The sequence below is a fragment of the Martelella sp. FLE1502 genome, from assembly GCF_053484255.1.
This window is the reverse complement of the sequence record NZ_JBAKFQ010000033.1, coordinates 26,015-50,904: the sequence shown is the minus strand read 5'-3', so window position 1 is coordinate 50,904 and position 24,890 is coordinate 26,015. Positions and strand designations below refer to the sequence as shown.

Genomic DNA, 24,890 nt, shown 5'->3' with positions numbered 1-24,890 from the left:
CGATCGTGCCGATGTTTACGTGCGGCTTGCTCCGCTCAAACTTTGCTTTTGCCATTTTAGGCTCCTATTCCTGTCAAACCCGCGAGGGGTTAAATTCGTTATCTTTTTGGCCCTACCCCGGTCACTTCTGACCGGAGTACTTCGCCTGAATTTCCTGCGCGACGTTCGACGGTACCGGCGCATTGTGGTCGAAGACCATCGAATACTGCGCGCGGCCCTGCGACATCGAGCGAAGCGTGTCGACATATTTGAACATGTTGGCGAGCGGAACCTGGGCTTCGATCACCGTCGCGTTGCCGCGCGGTTCCTGACCCTGGATCTGACCGCGACGGGAGTTCAGGTCGCCGATGACATCGCCGACGTAGTCTTCAGGCGTCACGACCTCGACCTTCATGATCGGCTCGAGAAGCTGTGCGCCGGCCTTGCGGGCGGCTTCACGGAAGCAGGCGCGCGATGCGATTTCGAAGGCGAGAACCGACGAGTCAACATCATGGTAGGCGCCGTCAACCAGCGTGGCCTTGATGCCGAGCATCGGGAAGCCTGCCAGCGGACCCGAGGACAGAACGCTTTCGATACCCTTCTGAACGCCAGGAATATATTCCTTCGGTACGGAACCACCGACGATCTTGGATTCGAATACGAAATCCTCGCCATCCGGATTGGGTTCGAAAATGATCTTGACGCGGGCGAACTGACCCGAACCACCCGACTGCTTCTTGTGGGTGTAGTCTTCTTCGTGAGCCTGCGTGATGGTTTCGCGGTAGGCCACCTGCGGCGCGCCGACATTGGCCTCGACCTTGAACTCGCGCTTCATGCGGTCGACGAGGATGTCGAGGTGAAGCTCGCCCATGCCGGCGATGATGGTCTGGCCGGATTCTTCGTCGGTGGCAACGCGGAAGGACGGATCCTCGGCGGCCAGACGGTTGAGGGCAAGACCCATCTTTTCCTGGTCGGCCTTGGTCTTCGGCTCGATCGCGATCCGGATAACCGGCTCGGGGAACTCCATCCGCTCCAGGATAACAGGCTTCAGCGGATCGCAGAGCGTGTCACCGGTGGTGGTTTCCTTGAGGCCCGCAAGAGCAACGATGTCGCCTGCATAGGCCACGTCGATGTCCGAACGCGAGTTCGAGTGCATCTGCAGCATGCGACCAACGCGCTCGCGCTTTTCCTTGACCGTGTTCATAACGCCCGAACCCTTCTCGAGCGTGCCGGAATAGACACGGCAGAAGGTCAGCGAGCCGACGAAGGGGTCGTTCATGATCTTGAACGCCAGCATCGACAGCGGCTCGTTGTCATCGGCCTTACGCGAGATTTCGGCTTCGGTCTTTACGTCGATGCCCTTGATCGCGGGAATTTCGACCGGCGACGGCAGGAAGTCGACAACGGCGTCGAGCAGCGGCTGAACGCCCTTGTTCTTGAACGCCGAGCCGCACAGCATCGGGAAGAATTCGACGTTGATCGTACCCTTGCGGATCAGTTCGCGGATCTTGTCGTTATCGGGCATATTGCCTTCGAGGTAGGCTTCCATGGCCTCCTCGTCGATATCGACGATCGTCTCGATCATCAGCTCGCGGTACTCTTCGGCCTTTTCCTTCATGTCAGCCGGAATGTCGGTGACCTCCCACTGCGCGCCAAGATGCTCGCCGTCCCAGACCAGAGCCTTCATCTCGATCAGGTCGATCACGCCGGCGAAGTCGTTTTCAGCGCCGATCGGCAGCTGGATGACAACCGGGGTCGCGCCGAGACGGGACTTGACCATGGAGACCGAGCGATAGAAGTCGGCGCCGATCTTGTCCATCTTGTTGCAGAAGATCATGCGCGGAACATGATACTTGTCGGCCTGGCGCCAGACGGTTTCCGTCTGCGGCTCAACGCCGGCATTGGCATCGAGAAGCGCAACGGCGCCGTCGAGCACGCGCAGCGAACGCTCGACTTCAATGGTGAAGTCGACGTGGCCGGGGGTATCGATGATGTTGAAGCGGCGCTTCTTGCCGTCGCGACCTTCCCAGAAGGTGGTCGTCGCAGCGGACGTGATCGTGATGCCGCGTTCCTGCTCCTGCTCCATCCAGTCCATGGTAGCAGCGCCGTCGTGGACTTCGCCGATCTTGTGAGACTTGCCGGTGTAGAACAGGATGCGCTCGGTCGTCGTGGTCTTGCCAGCGTCGATATGCGCCATGATCCCGAAATTGCGGTAGTCTTCGATTTTATAGTCGCGAGCCATGATATCAGGCCTTCCTCGGTGTTCTGATTACCAGCGGTAATGAGAGAATGCGCGGTTGGCGTCGGCCATCTTGTGCGTGTCTTCACGCTTCTTGACAGCAGAGCCGCGATTGCTCGAAGCATCCATGAGCTCGCCGGACAGGCGCTCGATCATGGTGGTTTCGTTGCGCTTGCGCGCAGCAGCAATCAACCAGCGAATGGCAAGCGCCTGGCGGCGCTCGGGACGGACGTCGACGGGAACCTGGTAGGTTGCACCACCAACGCGGCGCGAACGAACTTCAACGTGCGGAGCAACGTTGTCGAGCGCCTGATGGAAAACCTCAACCGGGTTCTGCTTCAGCTTGCCCTCAACAGCGTCGAGCGCGCCGTAGACGATCGATTCGGCGACCGACTTCTTGCCGTGCAGCATGACGGCATTCATGAACTTGGTGATCACCAGATCGCCGAACTTGGGATCCGGGTTGATCTCACGCTTTTCTGCACTGTGGCGTCGTGACATGTTCTTTGTCTCTCAACAGTTGCGGCGCTTAAAACGCGGAGAACCTCGCGCAGCGCCAGAGAAATGAAAACCGAATTACTTCGGACGCTTCGCACCGTACTTCGAACGACGCTGCTTACGATTCTTGACGCCCTGGGTATCGAGCACGCCACGGATGATGTGGTAGCGAACACCCGGCAAGTCCTTCACGCGGCCGCCGCGGATCATCACGACGGAGTGTTCCTGCAGGTTGTGACCTTCGCCCGGGATATAGCCAATGACTTCAAAGCCGTTGGTCAGGCGGATCTTGGCAACCTTACGCAGAGCCGAGTTCGGCTTCTTCGGCGTCGTGGTGTAGACGCGGGTGCAAACGCCGCGCTTCTGCGGGTTCTGCTCCAGTGCCGGAACCTTATTCCGCTTCACCTGGGGCTGACGCGGCTTGCGGATCAATTGGTTTACGGTAGGCATTCAACCATCCCTTGATTTCGTGTCTCATCGCCCTTCTGGGGCATATTTTATGCCGTCGCCGGCGAAAAGAAGCACATCCAGCGCTATATGCGCACAAGCACGGCCCAAGCCGCCTTTCCGGCGGATGGACCTAAAAGCAGAGGACACAGGCGCTTTGCCGCGTCATGCGTGCAGCATTTTGATCTTCAACGTGCTGTATGAGAACCTAGTCTGAGGTGAACTCCGGGACATTTGGCTTCCCGAACGGCCAGACCTCACATGGGTTCCGTTGGCGCGGACATACTCGGTTCCCCGGCTACCGTCAAGCCTGAAGCCCGGAATTTCTTTACCAAAACCCTTAAGGGGCGGCGGCTTGCGGGCCGATATCGCCGAAGCGGCAAGTTTTGGCAACAAGCGGACCGCCCGGCGCAATAAAATGACTCGCCGCTCATGACGCCCGCCCGCCAAGGTCGATCGTGCGCGTGACGCCGATTCTCTCAAGGAACGTCGCATCGTGGCTGACCACCAGGATCGCACCGTCATAGGCATTGAGCCCCGCCTCCAGCGTGGCGAGGCTCTCGAGGTCGAGATGATTGGTCGGCTCGTCGAGAATCAGCAGTTCGGTCGGCCGCGTACCGCCGATCGCCGCGGCGAGCCCTGCCCGCAACCGCTCGCCGCCGCTGAGCGTCGAAACGGACTGCAAAGCGGCATCGGCGCGGAACCGGAATCGCGCAAGCGCCGCCCGGCAGGCATTTTCATCATCATCGGGATTGAGGCGGCGGAAATTGTCGCGGACGGTCCGGTCCGGTTCAAGCAGCGACACCGTCTGGTCGAACAGCGCATGGGTCACATGGATTTCGGCGCTGCCGCCAAGCGGGGCGAGTTGTCCCGTCAGGATGGCGATCAGCGTCGATTTGCCCGCCCCGTTGCGGCCCGTAATCGCCACCCGTTCTGGCCCCGTCATTTCGAAGGAGAGGTCGCGAAACAGGGGCTGCTCCGGATGATAGCCGCCGGCAAGACGGTCTGCCGCGGCGACCCGCCTGCCCGATGCCAGCCCCGAATGCGCAAGGGTTACCGTGAACGGCGCGACGACCTCGACTTTCGCACGGGCGCTCGCGAGCTCCTCCGCCGCCTCATGCTGCTGGCGTTCGGACAAGGACCTGTCGCGCGCGCCGGTCCCCTGCGCCTGCGCCTTCATACCGTCGAGCACCATTTTCGGCTGGTCGCGGCGTGCACGCAGCCGGCGCCCCATGGCATCGCGCCGCGCCTTGCGTTCGGAGCGCTCGCGCACGGTGCGGGCGACCTTGCGGACATCCTTGCGCGCATCGCGCAGTTCATACTCCAGCGCCAGCCGCTCGGCTTCCTTCTCGGCTTCATAGAAACTGAAATTGCCGCCATAGCGCGTCATGCCGAGCGATGTCAGTTCGACGATCGCGTCCATGTGCTCCAGAAGCGCACGGTCGTGGCTCACCACCAGCGCGCCGCCGCGGAAATCGCTGAGGAAGCGGATCAGGGCTTCCCGCCCGGCGACATCGAGATTGTTGGTGGGTTCGTCGAGCAGGATGAAGTCCGGCGCTTCGAAAGCCAGCGCCGCCAGCCGGGCGCGGGTGATCTCGCCGCCGGAAAGCCTTGCCAGAGGTGTAGAGAACGGCACGGCGAGCTCCAGCCGGGCAAGCGCGGCAACCGCCCTCTCCTCCGCCGTCCAGTCGATCGCGGCGAGCGTTTCGGCATCGGCCTCGCCGCGCTCCGCCCTTTCGATCGCCGCCAGCATGGCATCAATGCCGAAAAGCGTGGCGAGCGTCTCGCCCTCGCCGGCCGAAACCGCCTGGTCGAGCACGGCGATGCGCCCGGCAACCTCAACGCTGCCGGAAGAGGGCATCAGTGCGCCGGCGATCAGCTTGAGCAGGGTCGTCTTGCCAACGCCGTTGCGGCCGACAAAGCCCGTCAGCCCGGCGTTGAACACAGCGGAAATGTCTTTGAAAAGCGTATGGCCGTCAGCAGTGCTGTAGGACAGGCCGGAAAGCGTGATGGTCGCATGCATGGATATAATTCTCCCTCGAAGCCAGAATCTGTGCTGTCTTGAGGTGAGAAATCATCGTCCTGCGCATCCCTTTCGATTGCCGTGCGCCCTAGATATCCGCTTCTCCCGCCCGTTTCAAGGCCGGGGCCGGTGGAACGGAACGGAGGATTTGCCGGATCAGGAAATCAGCCCGTTACCAAGCGTAAACTGGCCGAAATTCGGAAATGCCGAGGAGGCAGTGTTTCCGTCGTGAGGGAGAGGCTTGTTGATATCCATCTCGCTCTGGAACAGCGCCCATTTGTCGGTGGCAAGCATCTGCTCTGTGCCGGACCAGCCGGTCGAGCCCGCGAGCCAGATCAGGTCCGCATGGCCCGCGCCGACCACAGCGGAGGCCACGGTTCCGGAGCCATAGATCCCGAGCCTGTATATGCCCTTCAGCGCCTTGGACACGGCGGCGAAATAGGATTCGACGGTCTGGAGATCGGCGCTTTCATCATAGTCATAGTCGACGGAGAAATAGATCGCGGAGCCATGCGGCTGTCCGATCGCGGCCGCAAGCTTCAGCGCCTGCGTCGCATCGCGGCTTCCATTCGCCGGGTCGAGATCGTCGATCTTTCCGTCCGCGCCGCCGGTCTGCTCGAACACCACCGCCATTGTAAGACCGGCGGCGGCAAGCGCACTGGCCTCGGCCGGCTGAAATTGCTTCTGCGGCAGCGACGAAGAGTCTTCGAGATTGTAATAGCGGATGACGGTCTGGACGCCGCCGCTTTTCAGCTGCGGAATATAGGCCGTCGTGTTCCAAGGCGTATCGATGATACTGTACATAGCGCTCCATCCTCGCAAAAGCCGATAATACAACCTATGGTATATTAAATCGACAACAGCAACCAGCTAGAAAATCTAGGGTCGCATTCAAGGCGCGGATCGCGATATCATGCGGAAAAGCAGGCTCAGCGCCACACCGGAAAACGCCCCTTATCCCCGGCAACTGACGATGCGGGTCGGGGAGCGAAATCACAGAAAGGCCCGACATGATTGCCATACCCGGCTACACCAGCGACGGCGAGCGCATGGTCTTCATCATCACCGGCAAGATCTATCACGAGTGGAACGGCGACACCGAGGTCCATGTCCTGATCGCCGCGCCGGACGAGGACACCGCTGTGCGCAACACGCTGAACGCGCTGGCAAACGAGGGCTATTCGGAGGCCGATCTCGATCAGATCGGCATGATCTCCGAAATCCCCGACGAGGAACCCCACGCCTCGGCCTATCAGACGGCCCTGGAGGGCGAGGTGGCGATCGTGAAGCTCAGCGGTGATGGCGGCTTCTGAAACTGGCGCATTGACGCGCTTCAATTGATCGTCGCACGTAAAACACCGCAAAAAGGTCGCTCAGCCGGCGCTCTCGCTCGGCAATGGCCGCCATGCATGATGGTCGGCCGGAAAGGCGCGTGAAAACTGCCGCGCGGGCATTGGCCGGCCGATCAGGAACCCTTGGATGCAGATGTCAGGATAGATGGCGACGAGATGGTCGGCCTGGCCCCTGGTTTCCACGCCCTCGCAGATCAGGGTCACCTCAAGCGCGGCGGCAAGTTCACAGACCTTGCTGACGATCACCGCGCCGATCGCCTGTTGGTCGAGCGCCTGGGTGAACATCCGGTCGATCTTGATGCCCGCGATCGGCATGCGGGCGATATAGGCAAGGTTCGAATAGCCCGTGCCGAAATCGTCGATGAGGATGCGATAGCCGCGCCTGCTGAAGGCCGCCATCGCCTGGGTCAGGCTGTCCTCGCTCGCCGTCGAGCGCTCCGTCAGCTCCAGCGCGACCTGACTGGCGGAAAGCCCGTGGGACCGGGTTTCGGTCTCGAGAAAATCCAGAAACTCCAGGCTCAGTATGTCTTCGGAGGCGACATTGATGCTGACATAGAAATTCGGATCGGCCGCAAAGTGCGCCGCCATGTCGGTGAACGCCCGTTTGACGACGCCGCGGGTGATCCGTCCGATCAACCCGCAGGTCTCCGCCGCGGGAATGAAATGATCGGGCGGGATCAGCGTCCCGTCGAAATCCACCAGCCGCGCAAGCGCCTCCGCCCCGCATATTCTTTTGTCGGAAAGCCTGACGATCGGCTGGTAATGCACGGTGAGCCGGTCATCATTCAGCGCCCGCTCCAACTTCTGCCGCCACGACCGGCTTTCACGATAGAGATGGGCGTGCCAGAGCCCGAGGAAGGCGCCGGCCGAAACGCCACCGGCCAGGACAAGCATGAAATCAAGCGGCGCCGTCTTCAAAAGGGCCGGCGCGTCATAAGTTGCGACGACGCAGACATCGGTCTTGTCATTGCAGCGCGAATAGACCCTTCGCCGGGCTATGCGATACCAATCACTGTTGCTTCCGAGCAAAGGCGCAAGCCCTTCGGTATCGCCGAAGGATTGATAGCTGTAGCTGGCATCGCTTGTCAGCACCAGGGCGGCCAGTCGCTCGGCGGGGTCTTCGTAGCGCGCGAAGGCGGTCGGCGCCGTCATCACCACGCTGTTGCCGAAAGAGGCCATGTCGGCCGCAAGACCAGCCGGCGCGATGCCTCTGGTGCCCTTCCAGAGAATGGCCGCGTTGACGCCCACGACCTGTGATCGCGGCGGCATCTTCACCGGCTCCGCCAGTTCGCCCCATATGCCGGTGCAGACAAGGTAGCCGTCCCGCAAGCGGCCAACATCGGCAAGATACGGAGCGGCGAACACGACGCCGCGCATCGCGCCCAGGTCCTCCGGTGAACAGGGCGCGTTGTCAGATCGGTCGAGGGTGCGCAATACGGTGAGGCTGGTTTCGGCGACGGAGACCGCGCTTTGAAAGACATCGGAGCCATAATAGTCGACATACTCGTCGGCGTTATGGTTGCGGATGAACTCGGCGATCACCAGCGAACATATCCCGCCCAGAAAAACCCAGACAAGACAGATGATCCAGATGCTCCGCCTACCCGCCTCCATAGCGCTTCCTTTCCGCCGCCGCGCAGATAGAGGGACCCGTCAGGTCTGCCCTTCTCTGGCGCAAATCGTCCGTCAATCCCTCCCAGACTGACCGCCGACGACAAGACCGCGTAACCAGCAAATGCTATCGCTAGCATTTTAGCAATAAATGTTAAAGACCGCCGAAAGTCGGTAGCCTCTTACACAAAAGGTTGAAACGGTCGGGCGGAAGTCCGAAGCCGGCGTCTATTCGCCCGGCCGTGGTCCGCCCCTTCCGGGTTCATCGCGGACAGCACCGGAGGGGCGCCTCATCGAACCGGAGGCCTGCGCCAGGCGTCGATGATGAAGTCGTCGCGGGCCGCGCCGCGACAACCATCCATGTCATCAACCTGACGCCCCGTCCCGGCTTTTCTTATAAGAACACATAAAGCGCTCCATTCTTCCATGCGAAGCGAAGGCATGAAATCCCTGATCGCCGCTCACTCCGCAATCATTTCAGTGTGTGCCGCCGCGATTGTTTTGGCTAACGAATTTTCAGTTGGAACCAAAAATGGTCCAGCCCCGATCACGATGGAAGCCGAGGAGATCGTGTCAGCAGGCCAGAACCAGACTGCATCCTACCGGCTGAAGGCCGAACGCATCAGACCGAAACCGGCCATGGCGAACAGACCGGCCACCGCGCCTTCAACAAAGCGCCTGAAACGCTGATATCCCGCCATCGCGCCGGGCAGCGAAAACACCAGAGCGTAAAGCATGTAATTGACGAGCCCGAGGATCATGCAAAACCCCGTGGCGACAATCATCGGCTGTCCGCCGGAGTCCGCGCCGATGGAAAGCGCCGCCATCCACGCCAGCACGGCCTTGGGATTCGAGAGGTTGAGGACGAGACCGCGGCGAAACCAACGTCCGTCCGCGGCCGTTTTCCCGTCAGGCTCAATGCCAGACTTTGCCGCGGCGCGCGCCGACTGGAAAGCGAGGTAGAGCAGATAGGCCCCGCCGAACACTTTAAGCACGCTCAGGAAATAGACAGATCCCTGAAGCACCGCCCCCATGCCCGTCGCAGCGACGACGCCCCAAAATGAAAGCCCCGCAGCAAGGCCGGCGCCGAAAACAAGCCCAGCGGCTCTTCCGAACCGCATCGCAATCGTCGCGACGGCGATGTTGGCCGGACCGGGCGAGACGGCGACGATAAAGAATGCCAACGCGATGGCGAGAATACCGGAAAGATCGGCCATGAAAGTGGTCCCCGCTACGTTCGAGAAGCAGGTTATGCGCGCTGGCAACGCCTCGCAAGCCTGTCGGGCGGCAGTAGGCTGCATAACAGAAAGCCGCCGGCGCGAGACCGGCGGCTTTCAGATCAGATAGCTTCAACGCAGAGGCTTATTCGCCCGGCTGCGGCTCGCTTTCCTCGTTCATCTGCGACAGCATCGGGGTCGCCTCGTCGGCGCCGGAGGCCTTGCGGCGGGCGTCGATGATGAGGTCGTCGCGGGTGGTCGCGATGCGACGGACCTGCGACATGGCGCGACCGGTACCGGCCGGGATCAGACGGCCGACGATGATGTTTTCCTTCAGGCCCTGCAGGGTATCGACCTTGCCGGCAATCGCCGCTTCGGTCAGCACCTTGGTGGTTTCCTGGAAGGAAGCCGCCGAGAAGAAGGACGGCGTCTGCAGCGAGGCCTTGGTGATGCCGAGCAGCACCGGTTCGCCTTCCGCAGGCTTCTTGCCCTGCGCGACCAGTTCCTCGTTGAGATTGTCGAAGGCAATCGCCTCGACAATGTCGCCGGAGATATAGCCGCTGTCGCCCGAAGACGTGATCTCGATCTTCTGCAGCATCTGGCGAACGATCACCTCGATGTGCTTGTCGTTGATCACAACGCCCTGAAGACGATAGACTTCCTGGATCTCGTTGACGAGGTAGGAAGCCAGCGCCTCCACACCCTTGATCGCAAGAATGTCGTGCGGAGCGGGGTTGCCGTCGAGGATGTAGTCGCCCTTCTCGATGTAGTCGCCATCCTGCAGATGGAACGGCTTCGACTTCGGAATGAGATATTCCACCGGCTCGACACCGTCTTCCGCAGGCTCGATCTGGATGCGGCGCTTGTTCTTGTAATCGCGGCCGAAGCGGATTGTACCGTCGATCTCGGCGATCACGGCATGATCCTTCGGACGGCGAGCTTCGAACAGTTCCGCCACGCGCGGCAGACCACCGGTAATGTCCTTGGTCTTGGCGCTTTCCAGCGGCGAACGCGCAAGCACGTCACCCTGGCTGACCTTCTGGCCGGGTTCGACCGAGAGGATCGCGTCAACCGAGAGCGGCAGGCGGGCTTCGCCGCCGCGCGGCAGCTTCAGCACTTCCCCGTCCTCGCCACGAATGACGATTGCCGGCTTCAGGTCAGCACCGCGCGGGGTCGAGCGCCAGTCGATGACCGAACGCTTGGTGAAGCCGGTGGCCTCGTCCGTCGTTTCGGTAACCGAAAGACCTTCGACCAGGTCCTCGAAATCGACCTTGCCTTCGACTTCCGTCATCATCGGGCGGGTATAGGGGTCCCACTCGGCAAGACGCTGGCCGCGCTTGACCGTGTCGCCGTCATCGACGAACAGCTTCGAACCATAGGCGACCTTCTGCGAAGACCGCTCCTGATCGCGCTGGTCGAGGATCTGGATCGCCATGTTGCGGCCCATCGCCACCAGCACGCCGTCAGAGTTGCGCAGAACGTTGCGGTTCTTGATGCGCACCGTACCCTCATAGGAGGATTCCAGGAACGACTGGTCGACCACCGTTGCCGTACCGCCAAGGTGGAAGGTACGCATGGTGAGCTGGGTGCCCGGCTCGCCGATCGACTGCGCGGCGATAACGCCGACAGCCTCGCCGAGATTGACCGGCGTACCGCGCGCAAGGTCGCGACCGTAGCAGACCTGGCAGACGCCCGTCTGGACTTCGCAGGTCAGCGCCGAACGGATCTGCACCGACTGGATGCCGGATGCTTCGATCCGCGCCACATCCGCCTCGTTGATCTGACGGCCGGCCTCGACGATCAGTTCGCCGGTGGTCGGGTCCTCGATGTCAACGAGTGCCGCACGGCCGAGAACGCGCTGGCCGATGGAGGCCACCACCTGACCGGCATCGACGATGGCGGTCATGGTCAGGCCCTTGTCGGTGCCGCAATCTGCCGTGTTGACGATGCAATCCTGCGCAACGTCGACCAGACGACGGGTCAGGTAACCCGAGTTCGCCGTCTTCAGGGCGGTATCGGCCAGACCCTTACGGGCGCCGTGCGACGAGTTGAAGTACTCGTTCACGGTCAGGCCTTCCTTGAAGTTCGAGATGATTGGGGTCTCGATGATTTCGCCCGACGGCTTGGCCATCAGGCCGCGCATGCCGCCCAGCTGACGCATCTGGTTCACCGAACCACGCGCGCCCGAATGGCTCATCATGTAGATCGAGTTCATCTGCTTCTGGCGACCGGTTTCCGGATCGAATTCGACCGCGCGAATGCGGGCCATCATCTCTTCGGTAACCTTCTCGGTGGCCTTGCCCCAGGCGTCGACGACCTTGTTGTACTTTTCGCCCTGGGTAATCAGGCCGTCATTGTACTGCTGCTCGTATTCCTTCACGAGCGCTTCGGTCTCGGCGACGATGGTGTGCTTGGCATCCGGAATGACCATGTCGTCCTTGCCGAACGAAATGCCGGCCTTGCAGGCGTGGCTGAAGCCGAGCTGCATGATCCGGTCGCAGAAGATCACCGTGTCCTTCTGGCCGCAATGACGATAGACCGTGTCGATCATCTTGGAGATGTTCTTCTTGGTCATTTCCTGGTTGCAGGTGTCGAACGGCACGTTGGCGTTCTTCGGCAGCAATTCGCCGATGATCATCCGGCCCGGCGTGGTCTCGTGGATCTTGGAGACGACATTGCCGTCCTCGTCCACGGTCTTGAACCGGCCCTTGATCTTGGCGTGCAGGGTGACGACCTTGTTTTCAAGCGCGTGGTGCAGTTCGCCCATATCGGCAAACACCATGCCCTCGCCCGGCTCCTTCTCGTTCATGATCGAGAGGTAGTAGAGGCCGAGAACCATGTCCTGCGACGGCACGATGATCGGCAGACCATTGGCCGGGTGCAGAATGTTGTTGGTCGACATCATAAGCACGCGCGCTTCCAGCTGCGCTTCAAGCGACAGCGGAATGTGAACGGCCATCTGGTCGCCGTCGAAGTCGGCGTTGAACGCGGTGCAGACCAGCGGATGCAGCTGGATCGCCTTGCCCTCGACCAGGATCGGCTCGAACGCCTGGATGCCGAGACGGTGCAGCGTCGGCGCGCGGTTCAGGAGAACCGGATGCTCGCGGATAACCTCGTCGAGGATATCCCAGACTTCCGGACGCTCCTTTTCAACCAGCTTCTTCGCCTGCTTGACGGTCGAGGAATAACCCTTGGCGTCGAGACGGGCGTAGATGAACGGCTTGAACAGTTCGAGCGCCATCTTCTTCGGCAGGCCGCACTGGTGCAGCTTCAGCTCCGGACCGGTCACGATGACCGAACGGCCGGAATAGTCGACGCGCTTGCCGAGCAGGTTCTGACGGAACCGGCCCTGCTTGCCTTTCAGCATGTCGGACAGCGACTTCAGCGGACGCTTGTTGGCGCCGGTGATGACGCGGCCGCGACGGCCGTTGTCGAACAGCGCATCAACCGATTCCTGAAGCATACGCTTCTCGTTGCGGATGATGATGCCCGGCGCGCGCAGCTCGATAAGCCGCTTCAGACGGTTGTTACGGTTGATGACGCGACGATAGAGGTCGTTGAGGTCGGAGGTCGCGAAACGGCCGCCATCGAGCGGCACGAGCGGACGCAGATCCGGCGGGATCACCGGAACGATCTTCATGATCATCCATTCCGGACGGTTGCCGGACTCAAGAAAGTTCTCGACGATCTTCAGACGCTTCATCAGCTTCTTCTGCTTCAGGTCCGACGTGGTGTCGGCAAGCTCGGCGCGCAGATCGCCCGCGATCTTGTCGAGGTCCATGCTGGCAAGCATCTCATAGATCGCTTCGGCGCCGATATTGGCCGAGAACTGGTCCTCGCCGAACTCGTCGACGGCCATCATGTATTCTTCTTCCGAAAGGAGCTGGTTCTCCTTCAGGTCGGTCAGGCCCGGTTCGGTGACGATGTAGTTCTCGAAATAGAGAACGCGCTCGACATCCTTCAGCGTCATGTCGAGCAGCGTCGAAATGCGGCTCGGCAGCGACTTCAGGAACCAGATATGGGCAACGGGCGCGGCGAGCTCGATATGGCCCATGCGCTCACGGCGAACACGCGAGAGCGTGACTTCGACGCCGCACTTTTCGCAGATAATGCCCTTGTATTTCATGCGCTTGTACTTGCCGCACAGGCACTCGTAGTCCTTCATCGGGCCGAAGATGCGCGAGCAGAACAGGCCGTCGCGTTCCGGCTTGAAGGTACGGTAGTTGATCGTTTCCGGCTTCTTGATTTCGCCATAAGACCAGGAAAGGATCTTCTCCGGGCTGGCGATCGAGATCCGGATCGAATCGAAGACCTGCGCCGGCGCCTGCGGATTGAAAAGATTCATGACCTCTTGGTTCATGCCTGTCTCCTTGACTGGGCGGCATCGCCCTTGCTGGCAGTCGATCCGGTCAAAACCCCGATACCGGATGACCTGCCTTTAAAACGGTTGTGGCCGCGAAATGCGGCGAAACTGACACTTGAGGCTTACTTTTCAAGCCTCAAGCGCCGGCGACGCGCCCGCCCTTCAAAGGGGGCGCGTCGGCTCTCATCCTTATTCCGCAGCGTCCGGAAGCTCGACGTCCGGCTGAGGCTCCTCGGCGGAGTTCTCCAGCTCGACCGAAAGTCCAAGCGAGCGCATTTCCTTGACGAGAACGTTGAAGCTCTCCGGAATACCGGCTTCAAACGTATCATCGCCGCGGACGATGGCTTCATAGACCTTGGTACGACCGGCAACGTCATCCGACTTCACGGTCAGCATTTCCTGCAGCGTGTAGGCGGCGCCGTAGGCTTCCAGAGCCCAGACCTCCATTTCGCCGAAGCGCTGGCCGCCGAACTGCGCCTTGCCGCCCAGCGGCTGCTGGGTGACGAGCGAGTACGGACCGATCGAGCGTGCATGGATCTTGTCGTCAACCAGGTGGTTGAGCTTGATCATGTACATGTAGCCCACAGTCACCTTGCGGTCGAACTGCTCGCCGGTACGGCCATCGTAAAGCACGGACTGACCGGACGGGTCGAAGCCCGCGCGCGACAGCATTTCCGACACGTCGCCTTCATGCGCACCGTCGAAGACCGGCGTTGCGATCGAGACGCCGCGCTTGGCTTCTTCCGCCAGACGCACGAGACCGTCATCGTCGAAATACTCGACCTCGTTGCGGGCTTCGGACGCATAGACCTCGGTCAGCGTTTCCTTCAGCGGCGCAATGTCGTTGGTCTCCTTGTAGGCTTCCAGCATCTCGCCGATGCGCTTGCCCATGCCGGCACAACCCCAGGCCAGATGCGTTTCCAGAATCTGACCGACATTCATGCGGCTCGGAACGCCAAGCGGGTTCAGCACGACATCGACATGGGTTCCGTCTTCCAGGAACGGCATGTCTTCGGCGGGCAGGATGCGGGAAACCACACCCTTGTTGCCGTGACGGCCGGCCATCTTGTCGCCGGGCTGGATCTTGCGCTTAACAGCCACGAAGACCTTGACCATCTTCATCACGCCCGGAGGCATTTCGTCGCCGCGCTGGACCTTCTCGACCTTGTCCATGAAGCGCTGTTCAAGGCGGTTCTTGGATTCGTCGTACTGGCCGCGAAGCGCTTCCAGTTCGCCCTGAAGGTTCTCGTCCTCGACGGCGAACATCCACCACTGCGAACGCGGATAGGCCGAAATCACCTCATCGGTGAGCACAGCGCCCTTCTTGAAGCCCTTGGGGCCTGCAATCGAGGTCTGGTCGCGCAGCATGTCGGCAAGACGCGCATAAACGTTGCGGTCCAGAATGGCCTGCTCATCATCACGGTCCTTGGCGAGGCGTTCGATTTCCTCACGCTCGATCGCCATGGCGCGCTCGTCCTTCTCGACGCCGTGACGGTTGAAGACGCGAACTTCAACCACGGTGCCGAAGGTGCCGGGCGGCATGCGCATCGAGGTGTCGCGAACGTCGGAAGCCTTTTCGCCGAAGATCGCGCGCAGGAGCTTTTCTTCCGGCGTCATCGGGCTTTCGCCCTTCGGCGTGATCTTGCCGACGAGAATGTCGCCCGGATGCACCTCGGCGCCGATATAGACGATACCGGCCTCATCGAGGTTCTTCAGCGCTTCTTCCGAAACGTTCGGAATGTCGCGGGTGATTTCTTCCGGACCGAGCTTGGTATCACGGGCCATGACCTCGAATTCTTCCAGATGGATCGAGGTGAAGACGTCATCCGAAACGATCCGCTCGGAAAGCAGGATCGAGTCCTCGTAGTTGTAGCCGTTCCAGGGCATGAACGCGACCAGCGCGTTGCGGCCGAGCGCCAGGTCGCCAAGATCGGTCGACGGACCGTCGGCAATGATGTCGCCCTTGTTCAGAACGTCGCCGACGCGCACTAGCGGACGCTGGTTGACGCAGGTGTTCTGGTTCGAACGCTGGAACTTCATCAGCCGGTAGATATCGACGCCCGACTTCGACGCATCGAGGTCTTCCGTGGCGCGGATAACGATACGGGTCGCATCCACCTGGTCGACGATGCCGCCGCGCTTGGCGGCGATCGCAGCGCCGGAGTCACGGGCAACGATCGGCTCCATGCCGGTGCCCACGAACGGGGCTTCGGCTCTGAGAAGCGGCACGGCCTGACGCTGCATGTTCGAGCCCATCAGCGCGCGGTTGGCGTCGTCGTTTTCCAGGAACGGAATCAGAGCGGCGGCAACGGATACGAGCTGCTTCGGCGAAACGTCCATCAGGTTGATGTTTTCGCGCGGGGCCAGCATGACTTCGCCGGCGTGACGGCAGACGACGAACTCTTCAACGAAGCTGCCGTCATCATTCATCACCGAGTTGGCCTGGGCGATGTAATATTTCGCCTCTTCCATGGCCGACAGGTAGATCACCTCGTCGGTGAGCTTGCCGTCCTCGGAAATCTTGCGGTACGGGCTTTCGATAAAGCCGTACTTGTTGACGCGGGCAAAGGTCGCGAGCGAGTTGATCAGACCGATATTCGGGCCTTCCGGCGTCTCGATCGGGCAGATACGGCCGTAATGGGTCGGATGCACGTCGCGGACTTCGAAGCCGGCGCGTTCACGCGTCAGACCGCCCGGACCCAGCGCCGAAAGACGACGCTTGTGGGTGATTTCCGACAGCGGGTTGATCTGGTCCATGAACTGCGACAGCTGCGAGGAGCCGAAGAACTCGCGCACGGCGGCAGCCGCCGGCTTGGCGTTGATCAGGTCCTGCGGCATCACGGTGTCGATCTCGATCGAGGACATGCGTTCCTTGATCGCGCGCTCCATGCGCAAGAGACCCAGACGATACTGGTTCTCCATCAGCTCGCCAACGGAGCGGACGCGGCGGTTGCCGAGGTTGTCGATGTCGTCGATCTCGCCCTTGCCGTCGCGCAGATCGACCAGCGTCTTGACGACGGCAAGAATGTCTTCCTTGCGCAGGACGCGGACGGTGTCCTCGGCATCGAGGTCGAGACGCATGTTCATCTTGACGCGGCCAACAGCCGACAGGTCGTAGCGCTCGGCATCGAAGAACAGCGAATTGAACATCGCCTCGGCCGATTCCATCGTCGGCGGCTCGCCCGGACGCATCACGCGATAGATATCGAACAGCGCGTCCTGACGGTTCTCGTTCTTGTCGGCAACCAGCGTGTTGCGGATATACGCGCCGACATTGACGTGGTCGATGTTGAGGATCGCGATCTCGTCGATGCCCTGGTCGATGATGCCGGCCAGGTTCTTCTCGTCCAGCTCTTCGCCGGCCTCGAGATAGATTTCGCCGGTTTCCATGTTGACGAGATCTTCGGCAAGGAAGGTGCCGTAAAGCTCTTCATCGGTCACCTTCAGCGCCTTGAGGCCGCCTTCCGACAGCTTCTTCAGCATGCGCGGGGTGAGCTTCTTGCCGGCTTCGACCACCACTTCGCCGCTGTCGGCGTCGATCAGGTCGGAAACCACCTTCTGGCCGCGCAGACGCTCGGGCGAGAAGGGCACTTTCCAGCCGTCGCCGTCACGCTCATAGGTGGCCTTCTCATAGAAGGTCTCGAGAATTTCCTCGGTGTCCATGCCAAGCGCCATCAACAGCGATGTCGCAGGGATCTTGCGGCGGCGGTCGATACGGGCGTGGACGATGTCCTTGGCGTCGAATTCGATATCGAGCCAGGAACCGCGATAGGGGATCACGCGGGCGGCAAACAGCAGCTTGCCCGACGAATGGCTCTTGCCCTTGTCGTGGTCGAAGAAAACGCCCGGCGAACGGTGCATCTGCGAAACGATGACGCGCTCCGTGCCGTTGACGATGAAGGTCGCGTTGTTGGTCATCAGCGGCATATCGCCCATGTAGACCGACTGCTCCTTGATGTCCTTGATCGACTTCGCGCCCGTGTCCTCATCGATATCGAACACGATCAGGCGCAGCTTCACCTTCAGCGGCGCCGCATAGGTCAGGTCGCGCTGGCGGCATTCCTCGACGTCGAACTTCGGCTGTTCGAACTCGTAGGACACGAATTCGAGCATCGAAGCGCCGGAGAAATCGGTCATCGGGAAGACGGACTTGAAAACCGCCTGCAGCCCCTCGTCGGGGCGTCCGCCCTTGGGCTCGTCAACCATGAGGAACTGGTCATAGGAGGCCTTCTGAACCTCGATAAGGTTCGGCATCTCCGCGACTTCCGGGATCTTTCCGAAAAACTTGCGTACGCGCCTGCGACCGTTAAAGGAAAGGGTCTGAGCCATTCAGGTAGCTCCTTCAATCTGCATCCGGGCCTGCAACAGACGGTCACCGATGGCCAATTGGCTCCGTCGTCATTTAAGGGTCTTCTTGAGAACCCATTACCCAAAGGCCCGAAATGGGACTTTGGGTAATGGTTTCGCATCATTTGTCATTGCACGGGCGGGTCATGCCGCCCGTGCAACAAAAAGCAAAGCTTACTTGAGCTCGACCTTGGCGCCAGCTGCTTCCAGCTTGCCCTTGAGTTCTTCGGCTTCGGCCTTGGAAACAGCTTCCTTGACCGGCTTCGGAGCGCCTTCGACGAGGTCCTTGGCTTCCTTGAGGCCGAGACCGGTGATGGCGCGGACTTCCTTGATGACGCCGATCTTGTTGCCGCCGGCTTCCGCCAGGATGACATCAAATTCGGTCTTTTCTTCAGCAGCGGCAGCAGCTTCACCAGCACCACCGGCAGCAGCAACGGCTACCGGAGCAGCGGCGGAAACGCCCCACTTTTCTTCGAGCATCTTGGAAAGCTCAGCGGCTTCGAGAACCGTCAGCTCAGAGAGTTCTTCTACGATTTTGGCGAGATCAGCCATGTTCATATTCCTTCAGTGTTGGTTCGAACTGGTTCGAAATTTTGTAAACAGCGAAAAACCGCATCAGGCGGCTTCGTCCTTCGTGGCGTAGGCGTTGAGCACGCGCGCAAGCTGGCTTGCGGGTGCCGAAGCAATCGTCGCGATGCGGGTAGCCGGGGTCTGGATCATACCAACCAGCTTCGCACGCAGCTCGTCCAGCGAAGGCATCGTCGCAAGCGACTTCACACCTTCCGCGTCGAGCACGGTTGCCCCCATGGCGCCGCCGATGACAACGAGCTTGTCGTTGGTCTTGGCGAAGTCCATGCAGACCTTCGGAGCCGTCACCGGGTCATCGCAAAATGCGATGAGCGTCTGACCTTTGAAAAGGTCGGACATTCCCTCGGACTCCGTACCCTGAAGGGCAATTTTGGCCAGGCGGTTCTTCGCGACTCTGACAGTGCCGCCCGCTTCACGCATCTTCGAACGAAAATCATTCATCTGCGCAACGGTGACACCGGCATAGTGGGCCACGACAACCGAACCGGAAGCCTTGAAGACTTCGTTCAGTTCCGTGACGAATTCGCGTTTTTCCGCTCTTTCCACTGCCTATCTCCAGTTGACAGGACCATTTTCGGACCTGTCGGTTTGCCTTTGCCGCAAGGGGCTTCTTGTTTTTATCCAAGATCCCAAGCGACGCTCGAGGATCCTGCCCCCATCGGCGCGCGACTTCTCAAGCGCCTAGGCACAACCAGGTTCGAACCAGTTAAACCGCCAAAGGTGACTTGCGTCGCCAACGGAAAAATTGGTCTCACCCGTCTCATGCAGGCATAATTAAGGTTGCCCACCTGCAATCTCGGACAGGAAACCGGGTTTTATCCCGGGTTTTTCCGGGCCCTGGAGCCCGGAAACTTGTCACCGGAAGATCGCTTCCGGAAATTCTATGTTACGCGCTCAGGCGTTGACCGACGAGAAGTCGATCTTGACGCCGGGGCCCATGGTCGACGACAGCGCCAGGCGCTTGACGTAGTTGCCCTTGGCGCCGGCCGGCTTTGCCTTGACGACGGCATCGGCGAAGGCGCGAATGTTTTCTTCGAGCGCCTTGGCGTCAAACGAGGCCTTGCCGACGCCGGCGTGAACGATACCGGCCTTTTCGACGCGGAACTCGACAGCGCCGCCCTTGGAAGCTTCGACAGCCGCCTTGACGTCCATCGTGACGGTGCCAACCTTCGGGTTCGGCATCATGCCGCGCGGGCCGAGCACCTTGCCGAGACGGCCGACGAGCGGCATCATGTCCGGCGTGGCGATGCAACGATCGAAATCGATGTTGCCGCCCTGGACGGCTTCGACCAGCTCTTCCGCGCCAACGACGTCGGCGCCGGCTTCCTTGGCTTCATCGGCCTTGGCGCCGCGGGCGAACACGGCAACGCGAACGCTGCGGCCCGTGCCGTTCGGCAGGTTGACGACGCCGCGGACCATTTGGTCGGCGTGGCGCGGATCAACGCCGAGGTTCATCGCGATCTCGATGGTTTCGTCGAACTTCGCGGTGGCGCGTTCCTTGACCATCTGCACGGCTTCGGACAGGGCGTAGAGCTTGTTGACGTCAACGCCTTCGCGGGTCTTCTGAATACGCTTTGCAATCTTGGTCATGGCAATCAACCCGTCACTTCCAGGCCCATGGCGCGGGCGGAGCCCTCGACCATGCGCATTGCGCCTTCGATATCGGCGGCGTTCAGATCGCTCATCTTGGCTTCCGCGATCTTGCGGACCTGCTCAGAGGTGATCTTGCCGGCCGATGCGCGGCCCGGGGTCTTCGAACCGGACTTCAGCTTCGCTTCCCGCTTCAGGAAGTAGGAAACCGGCGGCTGCTTCATCACGAAGGTGAAGGACTTGTCCTGGAAATAGGTGATGATGACCGGGATCGGCATACCCTTTTCCATTTCCTGCGAGGCGGCGTTGAACGCCTTGCAGAATTCCATGATATTGATGCCACGCTGACCAAGTGCGGGACCGATCGGCGGGGACGGATTTGCCGAACCTGCCGGGACCTGCAGCTTGAGCTGGCCTGCAACTTTCTTAGCCATTACTCTGCCTTTCACGTTGTGGACCGGAACCCCGGCCCGACTGCCGGCCTATGCCGGCGGCTGCGGTTGCGTGGTGCGAACCTCCGGGCGCCGGCTAAGCGCCCTGTTCTTCCACGCGCAATGCCCCCGAAGGGGCAAAACTTCAAACTTTCTCGACCTGGGCGTATTCCAGCTCGACCGGGGTGGCGCGGCCAAAGATCGAAACCTCGACCTTCAGGCGGGCGCGCTCCTCATCGACATCCTGCACAACGCCGTTGAACGACGCGAACGGACCATCGGATACCCGCACCTGCTCGCCGATCTCGAAAAGCACGGTCGCCTTCGGGCGCTCGACGCCTTCCTGAACCTGACCGAGAATGTGCTCGGCCTCGGAATCCGGAATCGGAACCGGCTTCTGGTCGCTGCCGAGAAAACCCGTCACGCGGGGCGTGTTCTTGATCAGGTGAAACACCTCATCATTAAGCTCGGCCCTGACCAGCACATAGCCGGGAAAGAACTTGCGCTCAGAATCGACCTTGCGGCCGCGACGCACTTCGACGACCTTTTCGGTCGGAACGAGAATGCGGTCGAAATACTGGTCGAGACCCTTCTGGCGGGCCTTCTCCTCGATCGCCTCAGCCACCTTCTTTTCGAAGTTGGAATAGGCGTGAACGATATACCAACGCATAGCCATCTGCTTCCCCTTCCCCGATCAGGCGCCGAGATTGAGGATGAAATTCATCAACAAGCTCATCAACTGGTCCGCAGCGAAAAAGAAAAACGCCGCGATCACGACCATCACGATCACCATGAGGGTCGAAATCACAGTTTCGCGCCGGGAAGGCCAAACGACTTTGGCCGTCTCAGCGCGCACTTGCTGCAGAAACGTGAATGGATTGGTTTTAGATGCCATAAATGCCCACGCCTTTACGGCACGTAAAGCGGAAGATCCAGCTCCACGCGCCGCGAGTCTGTTTTTCACTACATATCATCGTTTTTCGTTGACACAAGAGAAAAACGTATTTTTGTTTTCACATTCACGCGAGCCGGCCACTGATTTGCGCGGCCGATCCGGCGTGCTGGCAGGGGCAGAGGGGCTCGAACCCCCGACCTGCGGTTTTGGAGACCGCCGCTCTACCAACTGAGCTATACCCCTTCATCCTCAACCGGCGACAGGCGTTTCCGCGCGCCGGCATCAGACATGGCGCTCATTTACGGATATGACGCGCGCTTTGCAAGGGTGTTTTTCATGAATGCCTGTGAAGATTGCGCAATACACCCCGTTGACCGGCTGTAAGCCGCAGAGCTCGCTGTTCCTCCGCCGCAAAGCGATGGCGCGCGAAAACCTGCAGCTTTGCCTCGTAGCCCTTCATGCCGGCTCAAGGCCAGCAAGACTGAGAAAGAGCAGGTGCCGCTGGTCTACGCCCTGAGCGCCTCATTTTCCGGATCGAACGGGCTCTCCTCCACGACGGTCGCGTCATAAAGGTCACCGAGAATCCTGATCTTCAGCTTCGTCCCCGGTGTCGCATAGTCGGGCTTCAGCATCGCCAGCGCGATCGACTTGCCGATGCGCCAGCCGAAGCCGCCCTGGGTGGCGCGGCCGGCGAGATTGCCGTCGCCGTCATAGATCGCTTCGGAGCCGCGCGCGTCGCAATCGGTGACGCCGTCGACGATCAGGGTTGCGAACACCGAGCCGAGACCAGCCTCCTTCTTCGACAGCAGCGCCTCCTTGCCGACGAAATCCTTCTTCGGCTTGATGAAGCGGTCGAGGCCCGATTCGTAGGCGGTGTATTCGATCGTCATTTCCCGCTGCATGGCGCGGTAGGATTTTTCCAGCGCCATCGCGCCCATCGCACGGATGCCGAACGGCTTGATGTCGAACTCGGCGCCGGCCTCCATCAGGTGATCGAAGATATAGGTCTGCATCGCGATCGGGTGATGCAGCTCCCAGCCGAGCTCGCCGACGAAATTGACACGCAGCGCATGGCAGCTTGCCGCCCCGATCGAGATCGGCTGCCCTGTGAGCCAGCCGAAATCCTCGTTCTCGAGCGACGAACGCGTCAGCTTCTTCAGAAGATCGCGTGACTTCGGCCCGGCGACCACGAGCACGCCCATCTCCATGGTCAGCGGCCGCAGCGTGACCGAGCCGTCGGTCGGCGCGAGCTTCATCAGCAGGTCGTGGTCGTGGCTTTCCAGCCCCGCGCCGGAGACCAGATAGAACCGGTCCGGCGCCCACTCATAAAGCGTGAACTCGGCCCTCACCCCGCCTTCCTGGCCGAGCAGGTGGCAGAGCGCGATCCGGCCGCGCTTCTTCGGGATTGCGTTGGCGAAAATGCTGTCGAGGTAGGCACGCGCGCCCGGACCCGACACTTCCATCTTGGCGAACGGCGTCATGTCCAGCACGCCGACCTTCTCGTGGACGTGTTTCACCTCGTTGCCGACATGCTCGAAATAGTTCGAGCGACGGAATGACCACTTTTCAACGATCCGGCCATCGTCCAGCGGCGGCGCATGATTGTGGCTGGTAATCACATCGGCGCCGACACCGAGTTCGCTCTCATCCAGCGCATAGCCCTCCGGCGCATACCAGTTGGCGCGCTCCCAGCCATAGACCGAGCCGAACACGCCGCCGAGCGCCTTCAGCCGTTCATAGACCGGCGAAGTCTTCAGCGGCCGCGCCGCACCACGCTCCTCATCGGGATAGTGCATGGTGAAGACATTGGCATAGGCCTCCTCGTTCTTGGCGATGAGGTAACCCTCGGTGGCGTAGGGCCCGAAGCGGCGCGGATCGACGCCCGCAAGATCAACGGTCGGCTCGCCATTGACGATCCATTCGGCCAGCTGCCAGCCGGCGCCGCCGGCGGCCGTGATGCCGAAGGAATGGCCCTCGTTCAGCCAGAAATTCTTCAGCCCCGGCGCGGGGCCGACGATCGGGTTGCCGTCCGGCGTATAGGCGATCGCGCCGTTATAGACCTTCTTGATGCCGACTTCGGCGAAGGCCGGAACGCGCGCCATCGCGGTCTCGATATGCGGCATCAGCCGGTCGAGTTCCTCCTGGAACAGCTCGTATTCGCTGTCGTCGGACGGTCCGTCGACATAACAGACCGGCGCGCCGCTCTCGTAAGGCCCGAGGATGAGCCCGCCGGCTTCCTCGCGCATATACCAGGCGCTGTCGGATTCGCGTAAGACCCCCATTTCGGGCAGGCCCTGCTTCTTGCGCTCCAGAATGGCCGGATGCGGCTCGGTGACGATATATTGATGCTCGACCGGGATGACCGGGATATTGAGACCCACCATCGCGCCGGTCCGCCGCGCGAAGTTGCCGGTGCAGGAGATCACGTGATCGGCGGTGAACGCCTCCTTGTCGGTCTCCACATGCCAGGTGCCGTCCGCGTTCTGGCGGATTTCGGTGACCGTGGTATTGCGCATGATCCGCGCACCGTTGTCGCGCGCGCCCTTGGCCAACGCCTGGGTCAGGTCGGCCGGCTGGATATAGCCGTCGCCGGGATGCTGGATCGCGCCGAGCAGGCCATCGGTTTCGCAGAGCGGCCAGACCTCCTTGACTTCTTCCGGCGTCAGGAACCTGAAATCGACGCCAATGGTCTCGGCAATGCCGGAATAATAGAGATATTCGTCCATCCGGTCCTTGGTCATCGCGAGCCGGATATTGGAGACCTTCGAGAAGCCGACATTCAGCCCCGTTTCCTCCTCCAGCGCGGAATAGAGATTGACCGAATATTTGTGCAACTGGCCGACGGAATAGCTCATGTTGAACAGCGGCAGCAGGCCGGCGGCATGCCAAGTGGAGCCGGAGGTCAGTTCCTTGCGCTCGATCAGAACCGCGTCCGACCAGCCCTTTTTCGCCAGATGATAAAGCGTCGATACGCCGACGACGCCGCCGCCGATCACCAGTGCCCGAGTTTTCGTTGTCATCCGTTCCGCCTCTGAGGATAGCGCCTGTGCCCGCCTTCGGCGCGTCAGTCTGATGACAAGGCTCCAATCCCTTGATGCGTCATGCTCGGGCTTGACCCGAGCATCCAGGCGACACGGAGAACGCTGCCTGGACCCTCGGGTCAAGCCCGAGGATGACCCCAACAGGGGAGGTCTGTCCGCAAACTGGCTCGCTTGTCGACGGGCCGTTCTTCACCCGACTATGCAACGCGCGCAGCCCCGCCAACAGCCCGTTTGCGACATGCAGTCTTGTGGCCGCGACGCGCTGAAAA

General features: G+C 61.0%; 17 protein-coding genes and 1 tRNA gene. 1 reads left to right on the top strand and 17 read right to left on the bottom strand.

Annotated features, from left to right (window positions below):
* Positions 1–121 precede the first annotated feature (121 nt).
* The 5 genes from fusA to V6767_RS20635 form a co-directional block, all read right to left on the bottom strand.
* Positions 122–2,221: an elongation factor G gene (gene fusA / locus V6767_RS20655; RefSeq protein WP_448475184.1), complete on the bottom strand. Its 2,100-nt coding sequence runs from the start codon at positions 2,219–2,221 to the stop codon at positions 122–124.
* A 27-nt stretch (positions 2,222–2,248) separates the two neighbouring features.
* The gene (gene rpsG, locus V6767_RS20650) at positions 2,249–2,719 is read right to left on the bottom strand and encodes a 30S ribosomal protein S7 (RefSeq protein ID WP_018065616.1); all 471 of its coding nucleotides are present in this window, start codon (positions 2,717–2,719) and stop codon (positions 2,249–2,251) included.
* Between the two features lie 75 nt (positions 2,720–2,794).
* Positions 2,795–3,166 carry a 30S ribosomal protein S12 gene (gene rpsL / locus V6767_RS20645; protein ID WP_018065617.1) on the bottom strand — a complete coding sequence of 124 codons (372 nt, stop codon included), beginning with the start codon at positions 3,164–3,166 and terminating at the stop codon, positions 2,795–2,797.
* A 427-nt stretch (positions 3,167–3,593) separates the two neighbouring features.
* Entirely contained in the window at positions 3,594–5,186 is a 1,593-nt protein-coding gene (locus V6767_RS20640; protein WP_448475183.1) for an ABC-F family ATP-binding cassette domain-containing protein, read from the bottom strand.
* Between the two features lie 156 nt (positions 5,187–5,342).
* The gene (locus V6767_RS20635; protein ID WP_448475182.1) at positions 5,343–5,990 is read right to left on the bottom strand and encodes a glycoside hydrolase domain-containing protein; all 648 of its coding nucleotides are present in this window, start codon (positions 5,988–5,990) and stop codon (positions 5,343–5,345) included.
* A gap of 206 nt (positions 5,991–6,196) precedes the next feature.
* Between V6767_RS20635 and V6767_RS20630 the strand changes: the two genes are divergently transcribed.
* A complete protein-coding gene (locus tag V6767_RS20630) occupies positions 6,197–6,499 on the top strand; it encodes a transcriptional regulator (RefSeq protein ID WP_448475181.1) in 303 nt (100 codons plus the stop codon).
* Positions 6,500–6,559: 60 nt separating this feature from the next.
* Here the strand turns inward: V6767_RS20630 and V6767_RS20625 are convergent, their stop codons facing one another.
* From V6767_RS20625 to V6767_RS20570, 12 genes are all read right to left on the bottom strand, one after another.
* Entirely contained in the window at positions 6,560–8,152 is a 1,593-nt protein-coding gene (locus V6767_RS20625; RefSeq protein ID WP_448475180.1) for an EAL domain-containing protein, read from the bottom strand.
* Between the two features lie 596 nt (positions 8,153–8,748).
* A complete protein-coding gene (locus V6767_RS20620; RefSeq protein WP_448475179.1) occupies positions 8,749–9,366 on the bottom strand; it encodes a LysE family translocator in 618 nt (205 codons plus the stop codon).
* Positions 9,367–9,511: 145 nt separating this feature from the next.
* The gene (rpoC, locus tag V6767_RS20615; RefSeq protein ID WP_448475178.1) at positions 9,512–13,726 is read right to left on the bottom strand and encodes a DNA-directed RNA polymerase subunit beta'; all 4,215 of its coding nucleotides are present in this window, start codon (positions 13,724–13,726) and stop codon (positions 9,512–9,514) included.
* 192 nt (positions 13,727–13,918) lie between these two features.
* Positions 13,919–18,058 carry a DNA-directed RNA polymerase subunit beta gene (gene rpoB, locus V6767_RS20610; RefSeq protein WP_448475177.1) on the bottom strand — a complete coding sequence of 1,380 codons (4,140 nt, stop codon included), beginning with the start codon at positions 18,056–18,058 and terminating at the stop codon, positions 13,919–13,921.
* 192 nt (positions 18,059–18,250) lie between these two features.
* A complete protein-coding gene (gene rplL / locus V6767_RS20605; RefSeq protein ID WP_448427386.1) occupies positions 18,251–18,628 on the bottom strand; it encodes a 50S ribosomal protein L7/L12 in 378 nt (125 codons plus the stop codon).
* A gap of 63 nt (positions 18,629–18,691) precedes the next feature.
* On the bottom strand, positions 18,692–19,210 hold the full coding sequence (gene rplJ / locus V6767_RS20600; protein ID WP_448427385.1) for a 50S ribosomal protein L10: 519 nt from the start codon (positions 19,208–19,210) through the stop codon (positions 18,692–18,694).
* A 348-nt stretch (positions 19,211–19,558) separates the two neighbouring features.
* Positions 19,559–20,254, bottom strand: a complete 696-nt coding sequence (gene rplA, locus V6767_RS20595; RefSeq protein ID WP_448475176.1) for a 50S ribosomal protein L1 — start codon at positions 20,252–20,254, stop codon at positions 19,559–19,561.
* A 5-nt stretch (positions 20,255–20,259) separates the two neighbouring features.
* Positions 20,260–20,688, bottom strand: a complete 429-nt coding sequence (gene rplK / locus V6767_RS20590; protein WP_018065629.1) for a 50S ribosomal protein L11 — start codon at positions 20,686–20,688, stop codon at positions 20,260–20,262.
* 142 nt (positions 20,689–20,830) lie between these two features.
* Positions 20,831–21,361 (bottom strand): transcription termination/antitermination protein NusG, encoded by a 531-nt coding sequence (nusG, locus tag V6767_RS20585; RefSeq protein WP_180900957.1) that lies wholly within the window; start codon positions 21,359–21,361, stop codon positions 20,831–20,833.
* 18 nt (positions 21,362–21,379) lie between these two features.
* Entirely contained in the window at positions 21,380–21,580 is a 201-nt protein-coding gene (secE, locus tag V6767_RS20580) for a preprotein translocase subunit SecE (RefSeq protein WP_026173618.1), read from the bottom strand.
* A 167-nt stretch (positions 21,581–21,747) separates the two neighbouring features.
* Positions 21,748–21,823 (bottom strand) — tRNA-Trp (locus tag V6767_RS20575).
* Between the two features lie 263 nt (positions 21,824–22,086).
* Entirely contained in the window at positions 22,087–24,600 is a 2,514-nt protein-coding gene (locus V6767_RS20570; RefSeq protein WP_448475175.1) for a GcvT family protein, read from the bottom strand.
* Between the last annotated feature and the right edge of the window lie 290 nt (positions 24,601–24,890).

Excerpts from the sequence above, each read along its gene's own strand:
- fusA (WP_448475184.1), bottom strand. The coding sequence starts at position 2,221 with ATGGCTCGCGACTATAAAATCGAAGACTACCGCAATTTCGGGATCATG.
- rpsG (WP_018065616.1), bottom strand. The coding sequence starts at position 2,719 with ATGTCACGACGCCACAGTGCAGAAAAGCGTGAGATCAACCCGGATCCC.
- rpsL (WP_018065617.1), bottom strand. The coding sequence starts at position 3,166 with ATGCCTACCGTAAACCAATTGATCCGCAAGCCGCGTCAGCCCCAGGTG.
- V6767_RS20640 (WP_448475183.1), bottom strand. The coding sequence starts at position 5,186 with ATGCATGCGACCATCACGCTTTCCGGCCTGTCCTACAGCACTGCTGAC.
- V6767_RS20635 (WP_448475182.1), bottom strand. The coding sequence starts at position 5,990 with ATGTACAGTATCATCGATACGCCTTGGAACACGACGGCCTATATTCCG.
- V6767_RS20630 (WP_448475181.1), top strand. The coding sequence starts at position 6,197 with ATGATTGCCATACCCGGCTACACCAGCGACGGCGAGCGCATGGTCTTC.
- V6767_RS20625 (WP_448475180.1), bottom strand. The coding sequence starts at position 8,152 with ATGGAGGCGGGTAGGCGGAGCATCTGGATCATCTGTCTTGTCTGGGTT.
- V6767_RS20620 (WP_448475179.1), bottom strand. The coding sequence starts at position 9,366 with ATGGCCGATCTTTCCGGTATTCTCGCCATCGCGTTGGCATTCTTTATC.
- rpoC (WP_448475178.1), bottom strand. The coding sequence starts at position 13,726 with ATGAACCAAGAGGTCATGAATCTTTTCAATCCGCAGGCGCCGGCGCAG.
- rpoB (WP_448475177.1), bottom strand. The coding sequence starts at position 18,058 with ATGGCTCAGACCCTTTCCTTTAACGGTCGCAGGCGCGTACGCAAGTTT.
- rplL (WP_448427386.1), bottom strand. The coding sequence starts at position 18,628 with ATGGCTGATCTCGCCAAAATCGTAGAAGAACTCTCTGAGCTGACGGTT.
- rplA (WP_448475176.1), bottom strand. The coding sequence starts at position 20,254 with ATGACCAAGATTGCAAAGCGTATTCAGAAGACCCGCGAAGGCGTTGAC.
- rplK (WP_018065629.1), bottom strand. The coding sequence starts at position 20,688 with ATGGCTAAGAAAGTTGCAGGCCAGCTCAAGCTGCAGGTCCCGGCAGGT.
- nusG (WP_180900957.1), bottom strand. The coding sequence starts at position 21,361 with ATGGCTATGCGTTGGTATATCGTTCACGCCTATTCCAACTTCGAAAAG.
- secE (WP_026173618.1), bottom strand. The coding sequence starts at position 21,580 with ATGGCATCTAAAACCAATCCATTCACGTTTCTGCAGCAAGTGCGCGCT.
- V6767_RS20570 (WP_448475175.1), bottom strand. The coding sequence starts at position 24,600 with ATGACAACGAAAACTCGGGCACTGGTGATCGGCGGCGGCGTCGTCGGC.